This window comes from Pseudomonas sp. GW821-FHT09D08, from assembly GCF_059416305.1.
In genome coordinates, this window is sequence record NZ_JBWKOX010000025.1 from 37930 (window position 1) to 56410 (window position 18481).

Consider the following 18481-nt stretch of genomic DNA (forward strand, 5'->3'; position numbering starts at 1 on the left):
CCCTCCCACATTTGATCTCCTGTGTTCTTAAGAGGCAATCAACTGCCGCAGCACATAGTGCAGAATCCCCCCCGACTTGAAGTACTCCACTTCATTCAAGGTATCGATCCGGCACAGTACTTCAACCTTCTCCTTGCTGCCGTCCTCACGGGTAATCACCAGCGTCAGGTTCATCCGCGGCACGATCTCTACCTCGGTCAGGCCGAGAATATCGATCTTCTCCTTGCCCGTAAGCTTCAGCGCCTTGCGGTTCTGATCCAGCTTGAACTGCAGAGGCAGCACGCCCATGCCCACCAGGTTGGAACGGTGAATCCGCTCGAAACTCTCGGCGATCACCGCCTTGACCCCCAGCAGGTTGGTGCCCTTGGCGGCCCAGTCGCGGCTGGAGCCGGTGCCGTATTCCTGGCCGGCGATCACCACCAGCGGTGTGCCCGAGGCCTGGTACTTCATGGCCGCATCGTAGATCGGCATTTTCTCGCCGGTGGGGATGTACAGTGTATTGCCGCCTTCCTCGCCGCCGAGCATTTCGTTGCGGATGCGGATATTGGCGAAGGTGCCGCGCATCATCACTTCATGGTTGCCCCGACGTGAGCCGTAGGAGTTGAAGTCGCGCGGCTCCACGCCTTGCTCGCGCAGGTAGCGGCCGGCGGGGCTGTCGGTCTTGATGTTGCCGGCGGGGGAGATGTGGTCGGTGGTCACCGAGTCCCCCAGCAACGCCAGTACGTGGGCGCCCTTGACGTCTTTGATCACCGGCAGAGGCCCGGCGATGTCGTCGAAAAACGGCGGGTGCTGGATGTAGGTGGAGTCTTTCTGCCACACATAGGTCGCGGCCTGAGGCACTTCAATGGCTTGCCACTGTTCGTCACCGGCAAACACCTCGGCGTATTCCTTGTGGAACATGCCGGTGCTGACCTGCGCAACGGCGTCGGCGATCTCCTGGCTGCTCGGCCAGATGTCCTTCAAATACACCGGATTACCCTGTTGATCGTTACCCAGCGGTTCGCTGCTGATATCGATGCGTACGGTCCCCGCCAAGGCGTAAGCCACCACCAGCGGTGGCGAGGCCAGCCAGTTGGTTTTCACCAGTGGGTGCACGCGGCCTTCGAAGTTGCGGTTGCCGGACAGCACCGAGGCTACGGCGAGGTCGGCCTTCTGGATGGCTTTTTCAATCGGCTCGGGCAACGGCCCGGAGTTGCCGATGCAAGTGGTGCAGCCATATCCCACGAGGTCGAAGCCAATTTTATCCAGATACTGGGTGAGGCCCGCGGCCTTGTAGTAGTCGGTGACCACTTTGGAGCCAGGCGCCAGGGAGGTTTTCACCCAGGGTTTGCGCGTGAGGCCTTTCTCCACGGCTTTTTTCGCCACCAGCCCGGCGGCCATCATCACGCTGGGGTTGGACGTGTTGGTGCAGGAGGTGATGGCGGCGATCACCACGGCGCCGTTTTTCAGGCGATAGGTCTGGCCTTCGTATTCATAGTCGGTTTCGCCCACCAGGTCGGCGTTGCCCACGGCCACACCGCCGCCGCCTTCACTTTCCAGGCGGCCTTCTTCCTTGGTGGTGGGTTTGAACTGCAGGTCGAGGAAGTCGCTGAACGCCTGGCCGACGTTGGGCAGGGACACGCGGTCCTGTGGGCGTTTCGGCCCGGCGAGGCTGGCTTCGACGCTGCCCATGTCGAGGGCCAGGCTGTCGGTGAACACCGGCTCCTGGCCAGCGTGGCGCCACAGGCCCTGGGCCTTGGTGTAGGCCTCGACCAGTTTCACGGTTGCGGTCGGGCGCCCGGAGAGGCGCAGGTAGTCCAGCGTCACCTCATCCACCGGGAAAAAGCCGCAGGTGGCGCCGTATTCCGGGGCCATGTTGGCGATGGTCGCGCGGTCCGCCAGGGGCAGGTCGGCCAGGCCGTCGCCGTAGAACTCGACGAACTTACCCACCACGCCTTTCTTGCGCAGCATCTGGGTGACGGTCAGCACCAGGTCGGTGGCGGTGATGCCTTCTTTCAATTTGCCGGTGAGCTTGAAGCCGATTACTTCCGGGATCAGCATCGACACCGGTTGGCCGAGCATCGCCGCTTCCGCTTCGATCCCGCCCACGCCCCAGCCGAGCACGCCGAGGCCGTTGATCATGGTGGTGTGGGAGTCGGTGCCCACCAGGGTGTCGGGGAAGGCGTAGGTGCGACCGTCCTCGTCCTTGGTCCACACGGTGCGGCCCAGGTATTCGAGGTTGACCTGGTGGCAGATGCCGGTGCCCGGCGGTACCACGCTGAAGTTGTCGAAGGCGCTCTGGCCCCAGCGCAGGAAGGCGTAGCGTTCGCCGTTGCGCTGCATTTCGATGTCGACGTTCTGCCCGAAGGCGTCGGCGTTGCCGAACTTGTCGACCATCACCGAGTGGTCGATCACCAGGTCCACCGGCGAGAGCGGGTTGATGCGCTGCGGGTCGCCACCGGCCTTGGCCACGGCGGCGCGCATGGCGGCCAGGTCGACCACGGCGGGTACGCCGGTAAAGTCCTGCATCAACACGCGGGCGGGGCGGTACTGGATCTCACGGTCGGACTGGCGCTCTTTGAGCCAGGCGGCAATGGCCTTGAGGTCGGCGCCGGTGACGGTCTTGTTGTCTTCCCAGCGCAGCAGGTTTTCCAGCAGCACCTTGAGGGACATCGGCAGCTTATCCAGGTCACCCAGGCGCTTGGCGGCCTCGGGCAGGCTGAAATAGTGGTAGGTCTTGTCGTCGATTTCTAAAGTTTTAAGGGTACTCAGGCTATCAAGGGATGACATTACATGACTCCTTATGGTCCGCACGGCTACGGACCTGACGGGACGAACAGAGCTTTCAAACTAGCGCTGTTTTCAGTAGCTGGCTAATTACTGGACTCTATGGACAGAACCAAGGTTCCGAACTCGGCTATCATGCGCGCGTTTTCATGACAGGCATTGCGATAGCGCAACGTCAGTTGAGTCACCAGGAGAGTCGATGAACACCCTTTTTATGCACTGCCGCCCGGGTTTTGAGGGCGAAGTCTGTTCCGAGATCGCGGAACACGCCGCGCGCCTGAACGTTTCCGGCTACGCCAAGGCCAAGACCGGCAGCGCCTGCGCCGAATTTGTCTGCACCGAAGAAGACGGCGCCCAGCGCCTGATGCACGGCCAGCGCTTTGCCGAGCTGATCTTCCCGCGGCAGTGGGCGCGCGGGGTGTTTATCGACCTGCCGGAAACCGACCGTATCAGCGTGATCCTCGCCCACCTGCGTGAATTCCCGGTGTGCGGCAGCCTGTGGCTGGAGATGGTCGACACCAACGACGGCAAGGAACTCTCGAACTTCTGCAAGAAATTCGAAGTGCACCTGCGCAAAGCCTTGTTGAACGCCGGCAAGCTGGTGGACGACCCGAGCAAGCCGCGCCTGCTGCTGACCTTCAAAAGCGGCCGCGAAGTGTTCATGGGCCTGGCCGAGTCGAATAACTCGGCGATGTGGCCGATGGGCATCCCGCGGTTGAAATTCCCCCGGGACGCGCCAAGCCGCTCGACCCTGAAGCTGGAAGAAGCCTGGCACCACTTTATCCCCCGCGACCAATGGGACGAGCGCCTGCATGGCGACATGACCGGTGTCGATTTGGGTGCGGCCCCTGGCGGCTGGACCTGGCAACTGGTCAACCGTGGCATGCTGGTGACCGCCATCGACAACGGCCCCATGGCCGAAAGCCTGATGGACACCGGCCTGGTGCAGCACCTGATGGCCGACGGCTTTACCTTCGTGCCCAAGCAGCCGGTGGACTGGATGGTCTGCGACATCGTCGAAAAGCCGGCGCGCAACGCGGCATTGCTGGAGACCTGGATCGGCGAAGGGCATTGCCGCGAGGCGGTGGTGAACCTGAAATTGCCGATGAAGCAGCGTTACGCCGAGGTCAAGCGCCTGCTGGAGCGTATCGAAGACGGCTTCAAGGCGCGCGGCATTCGGGTGGAGATCGGCTGCAAGCAGCTGTATCACGACCGTGAAGAAGTGACCTGCCACCTGCGTCGTCTGGTGGATGTGAAGAAAACCAAGGCCCGCTAAACTGAGCGCCGGTTTCAGGAGTAGACAATGAGCGATATTTTCGACACCGCCGTGGATGGCACCCTCGACGCAACGGGCCTCAACTGCCCTGAGCCGGTGATGATGCTGCACCAGCACATCCGCGACCTGCCGCCCGGCGGCTTGCTCAAGGTGATCGCGACCGACCCGTCGACGCGCCGCGATATCCCCAAGTTCTGCGTGTTCCTTGACCATGAACTGGTGGATCAACAGGAGCAGGCCGGTACCTATCTGTACTGGATCCGCAAAAAACTCGACTAACACCGGTCCCTGTAGGAGCGAGCTTGCTCGCGAAGGGCGTTAACGATGATGCGCGTCTCCTGAAGGAACGCGGCGCTCTCGGGTTTTTCGCGAGCAAGCTCGCTCCTACAGGGGTACGCGTTGTGCTTATGCCTTGTTGGCGCGAATGCGCCGGCGTGCACTGCGCGCCAAGCGCACCAGCAGCATCCCCGCCGCACAGCTCAAGCCCACGATCAGCCCTTGCCACAAACCGCTCGGGCCGCTGGGTTCGCCCAGCCAGTTGCTCAGCCCCAGGGCGTACCCCACCGGCAGCCCCACGCCCCAATAGGCAAACAGGGTCAGCACCATGGTGACACGGGTGTCCTGGTAGCCCCGCAGGGCGCCGGCGGCGGTGACCTGGATCGAGTCACTGAACTGGAACAGCGCTGAAAACACGATCAGCGTCGAGGCCAGGTGGATGACGATGGGGTCCGGGGTGTAGATCGCCGCAATCTGCTCGCGAAACACCAGCATCAGGCTGCACGACAGGCAGGCGTACGCCAGCGCCGTGCCCATGCCGACCCCGGCGGCGAAGCGTGCTTCACGCGCCTCGCCACGCCCCAGGGCCTGGCCGACGCGCACGGTGACGGCCATGCTCAGGGAATAGGGGATCATGAACACCAGTGAGCTGACGTTCAGCGCGATCTGGTGCCCCGACACAACCGTGGCGCCCAGGCTGCCGAGCAGCAGGGCGATGACGGCAAAGATGCTCGATTCGGCAAAGATCGCGATGCCGATCGGCAGGCCAATCCCCAGTACGCGCTTGATCACCGACCACTGCGGCCAGTCGAAGCGCTTGAACAGTTCGCTGCTCTGGTAGGCGGCCCCCCAGCGGGTCCAGGCAGCCATGCCGAGCATCATCACCCACATCGCAATGGCCGTGGCCCAGCCGCAGCCCACGCCGCCCATGGCCGGCACGCCCAGGTGGCCGTAGATGAAGATGTAGTTCAGCGGAATATTCAGCGCCAACCCGCACAGGCCCATGGCCATGCTGGGCAGGGTGCGGCCCAGGCCATCACTGAAACAGCGCAGCACGTAGTAGAGGGCGATGGCCGGCATCCCGGCGGCGATGCCATGCAGGTAGCCCATGGTGGGGGCGATAAGGTCCGGCTCAACCTTCATGGCATGCAGGATCGGCTCGGCGCAGAGCAACAGCAGCGCGCCGATGATGCCGACCACCACCGCCAGCCACAGTGACTGACGCACCAACGGCCCGATTTCGCCGTAGTGGCCCGCACCGTAGCGCTGGGCGACTTTCGGCGTGGTGGCCAGCAGCGTACCGGTCATCAGCAGGTACACCGGAATCCAGATCGAGTTGCCCAGGCCCACCGCCGCCAGGTCCTGGGGGCTGACGCGCCCGGCCATCACCGCATCGACGAAGCTCATGGCCGTGGTTGCCAGTTGGCCGATCATGATCGGCAGCGCGAGCGTCAGCAGGCCACCCACTTCCCGGCTGATGCGGGCGGGGCGGGTGAGGGGGGCAGTGGCAGTGTTCACGTACGCAAGTCCAGTCAAAAGGGTGCAAGGCCGCGGATTCTACGCCTTGACGTAACGGTCAGGAAAAAACCTGTGTTAGGGATTTGTAAGCGACCTGCCAGCCCCCTCCCACATTGAAGATCGCATCCCTGTACACTGCTGATCCGCCAAAGGAGCCTGCCATGCTGATTGTTGCCGACGAAAATATCCCGCTGCTCGATGAGTTTTTCCAAGGATTTGGCGAGATTCGCCGAGTGTCCGGTCGTTCCATCGACCGCGCCACCGTCGAACAGGCCGATGTGCTGCTGGTGCGCTCGGTGACCAACGTCAACCGCGCCCTGTTGGACGGCACGAAGGTGCGTTTTGTCGGCACCTGCACCATCGGCACCGACCACCTCGACCTCGATTACTTCAAGCAGGCCGGTATCCAGTGGTCCAGCGCTCCCGGCTGCAATGCGCGGGGCGTGGTGGACTATGTGCTGGGCAGCCTGCAAACCCTGGCCGAGATCGAAGGCGCCGACCTCAACCAGCGTACCTATGGCGTCGTCGGCGCCGGTGAAGTGGGCGGGCGCCTGGTCGAAGTGCTCCAGGGCCTGGGCTGGAACGTGCTGGTCTGCGACCCGCCGCGCCAGATCGCCGAAGACGGCGATTACGTCAGCCTCGAGCAGATCATCGAGCAATGCGATGTGATCAGCCTGCACACGCCGTTGACCAAATCCGGCAATGGTTCCACCTGGCACCTGTTTGATCGCGATCGGCTCAGCCGCCTCAAGCCCGGCACCTGGCTGATCAACGCCAGCCGTGGCCCGGTGGTGGACAACGCGGCCCTGCGCGACGTGCTGCTGGCGCGTGAAGACCTGCAAGCGGTGCTGGACGTGTGGGAAGGCGAGCCCGAGGTGGACGTCGACTTGGCCGACCTGTGTGTGTTGGCCACCCCGCACATCGCCGGCTACAGCCTTGATGGCAAGCAGCGCGGTACGGCGCAGATCTATCAGGCGTTCTGCTCGCACCTGGGCCAGGGGCCGAGCATTCAGCTGGGCGACTTGTTACCGCAACCGTGGCTGGCCGAGGTGCACTTGAACGCATCGACCGACCCCGCCTGGGCGCTGGCGACGTTGTGCCGCAGCGTGTACGACCCGCGCCGTGATGATGCGGATTTCCGCCGCAGCCTGGTAGGTACCGTCGAAGAACAACGCAAGGCGTTCGACGTGCTGCGCAAGCATTATCCGGAGCGTCGTGAAATCGACGGCTTGAAGGTGCGCATTGTGAATGGGGAGTCAGCGGTGTTGGCGCGCATCGTGTCCGCATTGGGCGCGGCAACCGTTTAAACACCGAACAAAAAACCCGGCCACCTGGGCCGGGTTTGAAAGAGCGTAGGCCCTTCAGCCTTGCTGGGCAGGCTTGACCAGTCGCTGTTCCAGCTCGCGGCACGCCTGCTGGATCATCTCTTCGGTAATCTGCACTTCGCGGCCCTGGGCGTCGATCACGGAGCAAGGCAAGTGCTGCGGTTGGCGGATCACTTCAATCTTGGCATCGCTGCTGTTTTGCAAGGTCATGGCCTGTCTCCTCATCAGGTTGTGTACCTACTGTATAACCCCCGAGTGACCGCGCTGTTACAACTCCTTACGAGATCACCGGTTCGAACATCCAGTCCACCAGAAACCGTTGTGGATTTCCAGCCGGGCGTTAGACCGATAGCCTCTAGGGGCCAGCATCGGCGGGCATAATTAACCTGACTCATTGTTATTCGCGCAAGTTCCCCCCATGTAAGCAGGCAGGTACCAATCCTTTCCGATCAGGTGATGCCCTCCATGCTCTCAGTCCGTCAACGCCGTGCAATTCGCCTGGCCAGCCGCTTCATCGCGCCCTACCGCTGGCAGGCCCTCGGTGCCCTGGTCGCGCTGATCGTCACTGCGGGCATCACCTTGTCCATGGGGCAGGGCATTCGCCTGCTGGTGGACCAGGGCTTCATGACCCAGTCGCCGCACCTGCTCAACCAGTCCATCGGCCTGTTCATGGTGCTGGTGCTGGGCTTGGCCGTGGGCACGTTTGCGCGGTTTTACCTGGTGTCGTGGATCGGTGAGCGGGTGGTGGCGGACATTCGCCGGCAGGTCTTCAACCACCTGATCTACCTGCATCCAGGTTTCTACGAGAGCAACCGCAGCTCGGAAATCCAATCGCGGTTGACCACCGACACCACACTGCTGCAATCGGTGATCGGCTCGTCGTTGTCGCTGTTCCTGCGCAATGCCTTGATGGTGATCGGCGGCATCGTGCTGTTGTTCATCACCAACCCCAAGCTCACCAGCATCGTGGTGGTGGCGCTGCCGCTGGTGCTGGCGCCGATCCTGATCTTCGGCCGTCGCGTACGCAGCCTGTCGCGCCTGAGCCAGGACCGTATCGCCGATGTGGGCAGCTACGTGTCCGAAACCCTCGGCCAGATCAAGACCGTGCAAGCCTATAACCACCAGGTCCAGGACGAGCAACGCTTTGCCGTGACCGTGGAAGAGGCGTTCACCACCGCCCGCAAACGCATCGCCCAGCGCGCCTGGTTGATCACCCTGGTGATCATGCTGGTGCTGGGTGCGGTGGGCGTGATGCTCTGGGTCGGAGGAATGGATGTGATCAGCGGGCGCATTTCCGGCGGCGAGCTGGCTGCGTTCGTGTTCTACAGCCTGATCGTCGGCAGCGCCGTCGGTACCCTGAGCGAAGTCCTCGGTGAACTGCAACGTGCCGCCGGTGCAGCGGAGCGCATTGGTGAGCTGTTGCAGTCGAGCAACGAGATCCAGGCGCCGGCCACGGGCAGCGTGCAGTTGCCCGAGCGGGTCAGCGGGCGCATGGAGCTGCAGGACCTGCGCTTTTCCTACCCTTCACGACCGGACAGCTACGCCATCGACGGTCTGAACCTGAGCATCAACCCCGGCGAAACCCTGGCACTGGTGGGGCCGTCCGGCGCGGGCAAGTCGACGCTTTTCGACCTGCTGCTGCGTTTCTACGATCCTCAGCAAGGCCGCATCCTGATTGAAGGCCAAGCGCTGACCGATCTCGATCCCCTGGACCTGCGTCGCCACTTCGCCCTGGTGTCCCAGAGCCCGGCGCTGTTCTTCGGCAGCGTCGAGGAGAACATCCGCTACGGCAACCCAGCGGCCACGCGCGAGCAAGTCGAAGCCGCTGCCCGTATCGCCCACGCCCACGATTTCATCCTGCAAATGCCCGACGGCTACCAGACCCACCTCGGCGACGGCGGCATGGGCCTCTCCGGCGGCCAGCGCCAACGATTGGCGATTGCCCGTGCGTTGCTGGTGGACGCGCCGATCCTGCTGCTGGACGAAGCCACCAGTGCCCTGGATGCCCAGAGTGAACACCTGATCCAGCAAGCGTTGCCGCAATTGATGCAAGGGCGTACCACGCTGGTTATCGCCCATCGACTGGCGACGGTGAAGAACGCTGACCGCATCGCGGTGATGGATCAGGGCAGGCTGGTGGCGGTGGGCACGCATCAGCAGTTGATTGCGAGCAATCCGTTATATGCGCGATTGGCGGCGTTGCAGTTCAGTGATGGGGCTGAGGAGAGCAGCGAACACTGAGTTGCGGTGCGCATAAAAAATGCCCGCATCTCTCAATGCGGGCATTTTCATTTCTGCTTTAAACCTTATTGATCATCAAAGTAGCGCTCATGCCAATCCACCAACGGCTGTGGTGAGTTGAGCTTCTGCCCGTAGATCACCGAATAAGACAACACGTTCTGCACATACTGGCGGGTTTCGTCGAACGGGATGCTTTCCACCCAGACGTCGAAGCTCAGGTGGTCGGCGCCGCGCAGCCATTGGCGTACGCGGCCGGGACCGGCGTTGTAGGCGGCGGAGGCGAGGACGCGGTTGCCGTTGAACTGGCTGTGCACCTGGCTCAGGTAAGCCGCGCCGAGCTGGATGTTTTTGTCCGGGTCCAGCACCTGGGCGGGTGAGGCCAGCGGGATGCTGAACTTGCGCGCGGTGTCCTTGGCGGTACCGGGCATCAGTTGCATCAGGCCGCTGGCGCCGACGCCGGAGCGGGCGTCGTCCATAAAGGCGCTTTCCTGGCGGGTGATGGCGAATACCCAGCTGGAATGCAGGCCACGGACCTTGGCTTCGCGCACCAGGGTGTCGCGGTGGGCCATCGGGAAGCGGATGTCCAGGTCATCCCAGTACTGGGCCTGGCTGATGGTGCGGATCGCCGGGAAGTACCACTTCATGTCGTAGGCCAGCTTGGCCTGGGCGACCATTTCGTCACGGTTGAAATGGCGGCTGACGTGGTACCACTCGCGGCGGCCATCCACGATCTGGCCACGGGCGTAGAACTCAAGGGCACGGCGCACACCCGGGGTGTTACGCACTTTGTTGACCAGCGCCTGGCTCATCAGCAACGGCTTGTTCTTCAACTGGTACGGCGCCTTGGAGCGATCGGCGGCCAGGAAGCCATAGAAGTCCCGTTCCTGCGCGAGATTCTTGTACAGCACCAGGGCTTGCGGGTTTTTCGGCTCGGCCAGTTCCAGGCTACGGGCCTGCCAGTAGCGCCAGCGGTTGGTGGTGGCCAAGTCCTGTGGGAGTTTGCGCGTCAGTTGGTAGGCGTCTTCCCAACGGGCCAGGCGCAACAGCAGGCGCAGACGCCATTCGGACACGGTGTTGTCGCGCAACTCGGGGTCGTACTTGGTCATCACCTCAAGGGCGCGCGGGTCGAAGCGCTTGGCCAGGGTCAGGCCGATTTCACGGGCGATTGCCACTTTTTCGTCACGGGAGAAGTGCATGCTGCTGGCGTAACCGTCGAGCAGGGCCATGGCCTTGTCCGGATCCTGGCGTGCCAGGCGGCGCAGGCCCAGGCCCACGGCGTCAGACATCGCCTCGGTGGCCGGCAGGAAGCGCGACGGATCGCCGAGCATGTCGGGCTTCTGTGCTACGTCCACCATCAGGCGGCCTTGGGCGCCCAGGGTCGGCAGGGTTTTTACCAGGCTGTTGGCCAGCGGGTAATTGCGTGCTTCGGCGGCGAGTTTGGCGCGGTCCCAGATTTTTTGTTCGGTGAGTTGGCCGTCGGCGGCCCACTGGCTGAAGGTGGCATCACAGGCGGCCGGCTGGGATTTGCCGGTCATCCACAGTTTCTCGGTGGTCTTGTAGCCTTCAGCCTTGAGGTTGTGGGTCAGTTGGAACTGGCCGTGCAGGCAGTCCAGTTCGACGAAATTAAGCTTGGGGTCGTAGTACTTTTCAAAGGTCTGCCAGTCGCCACGGTCGGCCAACCAGCGCAACCAGCGCAGCTTCATCCAGTTGGCCTGGGGCAGGTCGCCGTTTTTGGCGAGGAATTGTTCGATTTCCTCGTTGCTGGCGGTCTTCAACCGGGCGGTCAGTTCGTCGTAGGCCAGGTAGGGCGTCAGCGGGTAGTCGGCCAGGGCCTGGCTGTATTGCATGTAGGGGCCGGTATCGCCCTTGGCCAGGGCGCGTTTGGCTTCATCGTAATATTGACGTTGGGTGGTGAGGTCCACGGCATGGGCGGATTGAACGGCGGTGGCGGAAAGAAGCAGACAAGATAAAAAGTTGAAAAGGCGACTGCGCATGAGACGTCCGTGCAGAGAAATCACGACTAGCACCGGCACCGCCGACACTGATTGCCCCTAGCTTAGCCTTTTGCCAGCGGCCGGCGAAAGCTTTGCCGGGTGGTTCGTTCAAGTTCTCCGGAAATGTCCTACAGAACGTGTCGGTAGCGAAAATGCTGGCCGCATCCCACCCTCAAGTCAGGTAGAATGCGCGCCCAGTTTTTGGAGAAGCGTATGACCCTGCTCAAATTCAGCGATGTGTCCCTTGCTTTCGGCGCTATGCCGTTGTTGGACAAGGTGTCCTGGCAGATCGCCCGTGGTGAGCGGGTGTGCATCATCGGCCGCAACGGCACCGGCAAGTCCAGCATGATGAAGCTGGTAAAGGGCGACCAGAAGCCCGATGACGGCTCTGTCTGGCGCGCCCCAGGCCTCAAGATTGGCGAATTGCCGCAGGAATTGCCGGTGGCCGACGGACGGACTGTGTTCGACGTGGTTGCCGAAGGCCTGGACGGTGTCGGTGAGTTGCTTGCGCAATACCATCACCTGGCCCAGAACTGCGTCACCGAAGCCGACCTGGACAAGCTGATGCACGTTCAGCAGGACCTCGAAGCCCGTGACGGCTGGCGCCTGCAGCAACTGGTGGACAGCACCTTGAGCCGTCTGCAGCTGCCGGCCGACAAGACCCTCGCCGAGTTGTCCGGCGGCTGGCGTCGTCGTGTGCTGCTGGCCCAGGCCCTGGTGTCCGAGCCGGACCTGCTGCTGCTCGACGAGCCAACCAACCACCTGGACATCGGCGCCATCGCCTGGCTGGAAGAAGCCCTCAAGGATTTCCAGGGCGCCGTGCTGTTCATCACGCACGACCGTTCCTTCCTGCAAAACCTCGCCACGCGGATCCTCGAGCTGGACCGTGGTGGCCTGATCGACTGGAACGGCGACTACGCCAGCTTCCTGGTGCACAAAGAGGCGACGCTGGCTGCCGAAGAAACCGCCAACGCGCTGTTCGACAAGAAACTGGCCCAGGAAGAAGTCTGGATCCGCCAGGGCATCAAGGCGCGTCGCACCCGTAACGAAGGCCGCGTGCGTGCCCTCAAGGCCCTGCGCGTAGAGCGCAGCGAACGTCGCGAGCGCACCGGCAAGGCCAATATCCAGCTGGATACCGCCGATAAGTCGGGCAAGCAGGTCATGGTGCTGGAGAACGTCAGCTTCCATCATCCGGATGGCCCGTTCCTGATCAAGGACTTCTCCATGGTCCTGCAACGCGGCGACCGTATCGGCCTGTTGGGTGCCAACGGTACCGGCAAGACCACCTTGCTCAAGCTGATGCTCAATGGTCTGCAGCCGACCAGCGGCACGGTGGAGGAGGGCACGCGCATCGACGTGGCCTACTTCGACCAGTTGCGCCATCAGTTGGACCTGGAAAAGACCGTGATCGACAACGTCGCCGAAGGCCGCGACTTTATCGATATCGACGGCCAGAGCCGCCACGTACTCAGCTACCTGGGCGACTTCCTGTTCAGCCCGCAGCGTGCGCGTACGCCCGTGAAGGCCTTGTCCGGTGGCGAGCGTGCGCGCCTGCTGCTGGCCAAGCTGTTCAGCAAACCGGCCAACCTGCTGGTGCTCGACGAACCGACCAACGACCTCGACGTGGAAACCCTCGAGCTGCTGGAAGAGGTCCTGCTGACCTTCAACGGCACTGTGCTGATGGTCAGCCACGACCGGGCATTCCTCGACAACGTGGTCACCAGCACCCTGGTCTTCGAAGGTGAAGGCAAGGTGCGCGAATACGTCGGTGGTTACCAGGACTGGCTGCGTCAGGGCGGCTCGCCGCGTCTGTTGGGCGTGACCGAGAGCAAGTCCGGCAAGGCCGACCTGGCCTCCGCTGTGGTGGCTCCGGTGGAAGCGGCTGCACCGGCCCAGGAAGCGGCACCGGCGACCAAGAAGAAACTCAGCTACAAGCTGCAGCGTGAGCTGGAAGCCTTGCCGGGTGATATCGACGCCAAGGAACAGCAGATCGCCGCGGTAGAAGCGGAAATGGCTGACGCGGGTTTCTACCTGCGTCCGGCAGCGGAAACCGCCAAGGTCATCGCCTCCTTGGAGACGTTGAACCAGGAGCTGGAAGTGCTGGTCGAGCGTTGGGCCGAGCTGGATGCCTGAGTGATCTACGCGCAATAAAAAAGCCCGGCGCCCTAATATGGGCGCCGGGCTTTTTCATATGAAATGCGGTTCAAATGTGGCCTTAAGAGGTTTTTACCAGCCTGACGGCCAATACATCGCACGGCGCACCGTGCAGCACATCATTGGCAGTGGAGCCCAGCAGCAACGCCAAACCATGACGGCCATGACTGCCGACCACTATCAGGTCGCAATGCTGCTCCTTGGCCAGGTGGTGGATTTCCTGGCGCGGTTGGCCGTAGGTGAGGTGGGAGTTTTCCTTGGTCACTTCGGGGTATTTGACGATCAGGCGGTCAAGGCGCTCCTTGGCCTGGTCGAACTGTTGTTGCTGCAGTTGGGAAAGGTCCATGGGCACGTCGCCGCCAAAGGCCATGGCCATGGGCTCGACGATATGCACCAGTGACAGTTTTGCGCCACTGGCAACGGCAAACGCTCGGGCGCGCTTGATCACTGGATCGCACTCTTCGGTCAGGTCTACGGCGACCAGAATATGTTCGTAGGACATGGGGCGTTCCTCCAGGGGACTGCAATAGATTCAGTATGGCTGCTTTCAAGCGGATAGGGTTGCGTCAGGTCAAATCCGCTCATCAGAAAAATCGGGAGTACACATATGACGGTCTGGATAGTGGTGTCAATCCTTGTCGTGGTTCTGAGCCCTCTGGCATGGCTGCGCCCATCGCGCCATCAGAGCGGGCGCATGGCCCTGCGCATGGAGGCACGCCGCATCGGCCTGGCCATGCAACTGGCGCCCCAGGAATGGCCGCACTGGCTCAAGCAAGAGCCGCCGAGCCCGTGTGCGCAGTACTGCCGACCCCGGCGCGGCAGTATGCCGGCCCTTTGGAGCTACTGGCAGCTGGAGCCGGGCGTGTGGGTCAATCAGTGGCGCGAAGTGTGTGTCGATGAGAAGTTGTTGCCGCATTTTGCAACGCTGCCGGCGAATGTCTACAAGGTCGAGGCCGACAAGCAAATGATCGCCCTTTACTGGGGCGAGAAGGGCGAGGCGAGCGACCTGCTGGCCATTGATACATTGCTCAAGGCCCTGGCCTGACACCTGTGTGTCAAACCCCAGGCAATAAAAAGCCCGAAAGCATCATCGGGCTGGAGTTGGCCAGGCAGGCCGGTAAATCCGGGTTTCCCGCGTCGGATGTTCATCCAGGCGCGTTACGGTTGTCGCTAGCCTAGCGGCATATCCCGTTCTGTACAGCGGTTTTCCCTATCTTTTTCATTATTGATTTCGTGAATAGTCGAATATTGACGAATCGCGGGCCTGGCCCCAGGGTTCTGAAATGACTGGAAAGTCGCGTTTTTCCTAGCCTTTCGAGCGATTGACAATTGCTCGGAATTGGATGAAGGTGGCGTACCCAAATCAAACGGGCGTATGAATTGAGCGTTTGTCTGTCAGACCGCTCATACAGAAACCCGACTATCGCATTGGCGGGTGTGCCTGGCGGATTGGCCTGAGCATTGACGAAATTATCAATGTCCAAGCATAGGCCAGCGTCCAATGTGTACTGTTCAGCTTCCATATCGTGGAGATCAGTTGATGATTTACGAAGGTAAAGCCATCACGGTTAAGGCTCTTGAAAGTGGCATCGTCGAACTGAAGTTCGACCTCAAGGGTGAGTCCGTCAACAAGTTCAACCGTCTAACCCTGAACGAACTGCGTCAGGCCGTAGACACCATCAAGGCTGATGCATCGATCAAAGGCGTGATCGTCTCCAGCGGCAAGGACGTGTTTATCGTCGGCGCTGACATCACCGAATTCGTCGACAACTTCAAGCTGCCCGATGCCGAGCTGGTGGCTGGCAACCTCGAAGCCAACAAGATTTTCAGCGATTTCGAAGACCTCAACGTACCCACCGTTGCCGCGATCAATGGCATCGCGCTGGGCGGCGGCCTGGAAATGTGCCTGGCGGCGGACTTCCGCGTCATGGCGGCCACCGCCAAGATCGGCCTGCCCGAAGTCAAGCTGGGCATCTACCCAGGCTTCGGCGGCACCGTGCGCCTGCCGCGCATCATTGGTGCCGACAACGCCATCGAGTGGATTGCCGCCGGCAAGGAAAACCGTGCCGAAGACGCACTGAAAGTCGGTGCCGTCGACGCTGTGGTGGCTGCGGACAAACTGGCCGAAGCCGCGCTGAACCTGATCAAGGGCGCCATCAGCGGCGAATTTGACTATAAGGCCAAGCGTCAGCCGAAGCTGGAAAAACTCAAGCTCAACGCCATCGAACAAATGATGTCGTTCGAAACCGCCAAGGGGTTCGTGGCTGGCCAGGCCGGCCCGAACTACCCGGCGCCGGTTGAAGCGATCAAGACCATCCAGAAGGCCGCGAACTTCGGTCGCGACAAAGCCCTGGAAGTGGAAGCGGCAGGTTTCGTCAAACTGGCCAAGACCTCGGCGGCCCAGAGCCTGATCGGCCTGTTCCTGAACGACCAGGAACTGAAGAAAAAGGCCAAGGCCTACGACGAAATCGCCAAGGACGTGAAACAGGCTGCCGTGCTCGGCGCCGGTATCATGGGCGGCGGTATCGCCTATCAGTCGGCGTCCAAAGGCACGCCGATCCTGATGAAGGACATCAACGAGCACGGTATCGAACAGGGCCTGGCCGAAGCCGCCAAGCTGCTGGTCGGCCGCGTTGATAAAGGTCGCATGACGGCTGCGAAGATGGCTGAAGTGCTTAACGGCATTCGTCCTACGCTGTCCTACGGCGATTTCGGCCATGTCGACCTGGTGGTCGAAGCGGTTGTCGAGAATCCGAAGGTCAAGCAGGCGGTACTGGCTGAAGTTGAAGGCCACGTCAAAGACGACACCATCCTGGCGTCTAACACCTCGACCATTTCCATTTCGCTGCTGGCCAAGGCCCTCAAGCGTCCGGAAAACTTCGTCGGCATGCACTTCTTCAACCCGGTACACATGATGCCGCTGGTGGAAGTGATCCGTGGCGAGAAGTCCAGCGAGCTGGCGATTGCCACCACCGTTGCCTACGCCAAGAAAATGGGCAAGAACCCGATCGTGGTCAACGACTGCCCGGGCTTCCTGGTCAACCGCGTGCTGTTCCCGTACTTCGGCGGTTTCGCCAAGCTGGTGAGTGCCGGTGTGGACTTCGTGCGCATCGACAAGGTCATGGAAAAATTCGGCTGGCCAATGGGCCCGGCGTACCTGATGGACGTGGTCGGCATCGACACCGGCCACCACGGTCGTGACGTGATGGCTGAAGGCTTCCCGGACCGCATGAAAGACGACCGCCGCTCGGCGATCGACGCGCTCTACGAGGCCAAGCGCCTGGGCCAGAAGAACGGCAAGGGTTTCTACGCCTACGAGGCGGACAAGAAGGGCAAGCAGAAGAAAGTGGCCGACCCGTCGGTGCACGAAGTGCTGGCTCCGGTCATCTACGAACAGCGTGAAGTGTCCGACGAGGACATCATCAACTGGATGATGATCGCCCTGTGCCTGGAAACCGTGCGGTGCCTGGAAGACGGCATCGTTGAAACCGCCGCCGAAGCCGATATGGGCCTGGTGTACGGTATTGGCTTCCCTCCATTCCGTGGTGGTGCGCTGCGTTACATCGACTCGATCGGTGTGGCCGAGTTCGTTGCCCTGGCTGATCAATACGCTGATCTGGGCCCGCTGTACCACCCGACCGCGAAGCTGCGTGAGATGGCCAAGAACGGCCAGCGCTTCTTCGGTTAAGTGCCCAGACGACTAGAGCGAGAATATTTATGAGCTTGAATCCAAGAGACGTCGTGATTGTCGACTTCGGTCGTACGCCGATGGGCCGCTCCAAGGGCGGCATGCACCGCAACACCCGCGCTGAAGACATGTCGGCGCACCTGATCAGCAAGCTGCTGGAACGTAACGTCAAGGTCGACCCGAACGAAGTCGAAGACGTGATCTGGGGCTGCGTCAACCAGACCCTGGAGCAGGGCTGGAACATTGCGCGCATGGCGTCGTTGATGACGCAGATCCCGCACACGGCAGCCGGCCAGACCGTCAGCCGCCTGTGTGGCTCGTCCATGAGTGCGCTGCACACCGCCGCCCAGGCGATCATGACCGGCAACGGTGATGTGTTCGTGGTCGGTGGCGTGGAGCACATGGGCCACGTCAGCATGATGCACGGCGTCGATCCTAACCCGCACATGTCGCTGTACGCGGCAAAAGCCTCGGGCATGATGGGCCTGACCGCGGAAATGCTCGGCAAGATGCACGGCATTACCCGTGAAGCCCAGGACGCGTTCGGCGTGCGTTCCCACCAGCTCGCCCACAAGGCGACCGTGGAAGGCAAGTTCAAGGATGAAATCATCCCGATGAACGGCTACGACGAGAACGGTTTCCTCAAGCTGTTCGACTACGACGAAACCATTCGTCCGGATACCACCCTGGAAAGCCTGGCGGCCCTCAAGCCGGCCTTCAATCCAAAGGGCGGCACCGTGACGGCGGGTACTTCGTCGCAAATCACCGACGGCGCCTCGTGCATGATCGTAATGTCGGCGCAGCGTGCCCAGGACCTCGGCATCCAGCCGCTGGCGGTGATTCGTTCGATGGCGGTGGCGGGTGTGGACCCGGCAATCATGGGCTATGGTCCAGTACCGGCGACACAAAAAGCCTTGAAGCGCGCGGGCCTGACCATCTCCGATATCGACTTCTTCGAGCTCAACGAAGCTTTCGCTGCACAGGCCCTGCCGGTGCTGAAAGATTTGAAAGTGCTCGACAAGATGAACGAGAAGGTTAACCTGCACGGCGGTGCGATTGCCCTGGGCCACCCATTCGGTTGCTCCGGTGCGCGTATTTCCGGCACTTTGCTTAACGTGATGAAGCAAAATGGCGGTAACCTTGGGGTTGCAACCATGTGCATTGGTCTCGGCCAAGGCATCTCCACCGTCTTCGAACGCGTCTAAGCGTTGAGTCGACGGAAGCCGGGGCCCAGTGCCCCGGT

13 protein-coding genes are annotated in these 18481 nt (G+C 61.8%); 8 read left to right on the forward strand and 5 right to left on the reverse strand.

The genetic code is table 11. From position 1 onward, the window contains the following. Positions 1-27: 27 nt before the first annotated feature. Complete coding sequence (gene acnA / locus AC07OP_RS28260) at positions 28-2769, reverse strand: aconitate hydratase AcnA (RefSeq protein ID WP_495101227.1); 2742 nt, start codon at positions 2767-2769, stop codon at positions 28-30. Positions 2770-2965: 196 nt separating this feature from the next. Here acnA and rlmM point away from each other — a divergent pair, with 196 nt between their 5' ends. Both rlmM and tusA read left to right on the forward strand, forming a co-directional pair. Then, positions 2966-4042, forward strand: coding sequence for a 23S rRNA (cytidine(2498)-2'-O)-methyltransferase RlmM (gene rlmM / locus AC07OP_RS28265; protein WP_053136601.1), 1077 nt, complete (start codon positions 2966-2968; stop codon positions 4040-4042). 27 nt (positions 4043-4069) lie between these two features. Then, complete coding sequence (gene tusA / locus AC07OP_RS28270; RefSeq protein WP_065928166.1) at positions 4070-4321, forward strand: sulfurtransferase TusA; 252 nt, start codon at positions 4070-4072, stop codon at positions 4319-4321. Positions 4322-4447: 126 nt separating this feature from the next. Here the strand turns inward: tusA and AC07OP_RS28275 are convergent, their stop codons facing one another. After that, on the reverse strand, positions 4448-5836 hold the full coding sequence (locus AC07OP_RS28275; RefSeq protein ID WP_065928165.1) for an MATE family efflux transporter: 1389 nt from the start codon (positions 5834-5836) through the stop codon (positions 4448-4450). A gap of 161 nt (positions 5837-5997) precedes the next feature. On the opposite strand from AC07OP_RS28275, the gene pdxB reads away from it, so the two are divergent. Further along, entirely contained in the window at positions 5998-7143 is a 1146-nt protein-coding gene (gene pdxB, locus AC07OP_RS28280) for a 4-phosphoerythronate dehydrogenase PdxB (protein ID WP_495101228.1), read from the forward strand. A 54-nt stretch (positions 7144-7197) separates the two neighbouring features. Here the strand turns inward: pdxB and AC07OP_RS28285 are convergent, their stop codons facing one another. Continuing rightward, positions 7198-7371 carry a PA1571 family protein gene (locus tag AC07OP_RS28285; RefSeq protein ID WP_027604248.1) on the reverse strand — a complete coding sequence of 58 codons (174 nt, stop codon included), beginning with the start codon at positions 7369-7371 and terminating at the stop codon, positions 7198-7200. Positions 7372-7617: 246 nt separating this feature from the next. Here AC07OP_RS28285 and AC07OP_RS28290 point away from each other — a divergent pair, with 246 nt between their 5' ends. Next, positions 7618-9402, forward strand: coding sequence for an ABC transporter transmembrane domain-containing protein (locus AC07OP_RS28290; RefSeq protein WP_495101229.1), 1785 nt, complete (start codon positions 7618-7620; stop codon positions 9400-9402). A 65-nt stretch (positions 9403-9467) separates the two neighbouring features. Here AC07OP_RS28290 and AC07OP_RS28295 read toward each other — a convergent pair whose 3' ends face one another. After that, positions 9468-11396, reverse strand: coding sequence for a transglycosylase SLT domain-containing protein (locus AC07OP_RS28295; protein WP_495101230.1), 1929 nt, complete (start codon positions 11394-11396; stop codon positions 9468-9470). A gap of 213 nt (positions 11397-11609) precedes the next feature. On the opposite strand from AC07OP_RS28295, the gene AC07OP_RS28300 reads away from it, so the two are divergent. Continuing rightward, entirely contained in the window at positions 11610-13529 is a 1920-nt protein-coding gene (locus AC07OP_RS28300) for an ATP-binding cassette domain-containing protein (protein ID WP_065938947.1), read from the forward strand. Positions 13530-13611: 82 nt separating this feature from the next. Here the strand turns inward: AC07OP_RS28300 and AC07OP_RS28305 are convergent, their stop codons facing one another. After that, complete coding sequence (locus tag AC07OP_RS28305; protein WP_027604244.1) at positions 13612-14052, reverse strand: universal stress protein; 441 nt, start codon at positions 14050-14052, stop codon at positions 13612-13614. Positions 14053-14157: 105 nt separating this feature from the next. Between AC07OP_RS28305 and AC07OP_RS28310 the strand changes: the two genes are divergently transcribed. The 3 genes from AC07OP_RS28310 to fadA all read left to right on the forward strand — a co-directional run bounded on the left by AC07OP_RS28310 (position 14158) and on the right by fadA (position 18443). Then, positions 14158-14595, forward strand: a complete 438-nt coding sequence (locus AC07OP_RS28310) for a hypothetical protein (RefSeq protein ID WP_115485923.1) — start codon at positions 14158-14160, stop codon at positions 14593-14595. 495 nt (positions 14596-15090) lie between these two features. Then, entirely contained in the window at positions 15091-17238 is a 2148-nt protein-coding gene (gene fadB, locus AC07OP_RS28315; protein ID WP_027604242.1) for a fatty acid oxidation complex subunit alpha FadB, read from the forward strand. Positions 17239-17267: 29 nt separating this feature from the next. Beyond that, positions 17268-18443: an acetyl-CoA C-acyltransferase FadA gene (fadA, locus tag AC07OP_RS28320; RefSeq protein WP_026136849.1), complete on the forward strand. Its 1176-nt coding sequence runs from the start codon at positions 17268-17270 to the stop codon at positions 18441-18443. The last annotated feature ends 38 nt before the right edge of the window (positions 18444-18481 follow it).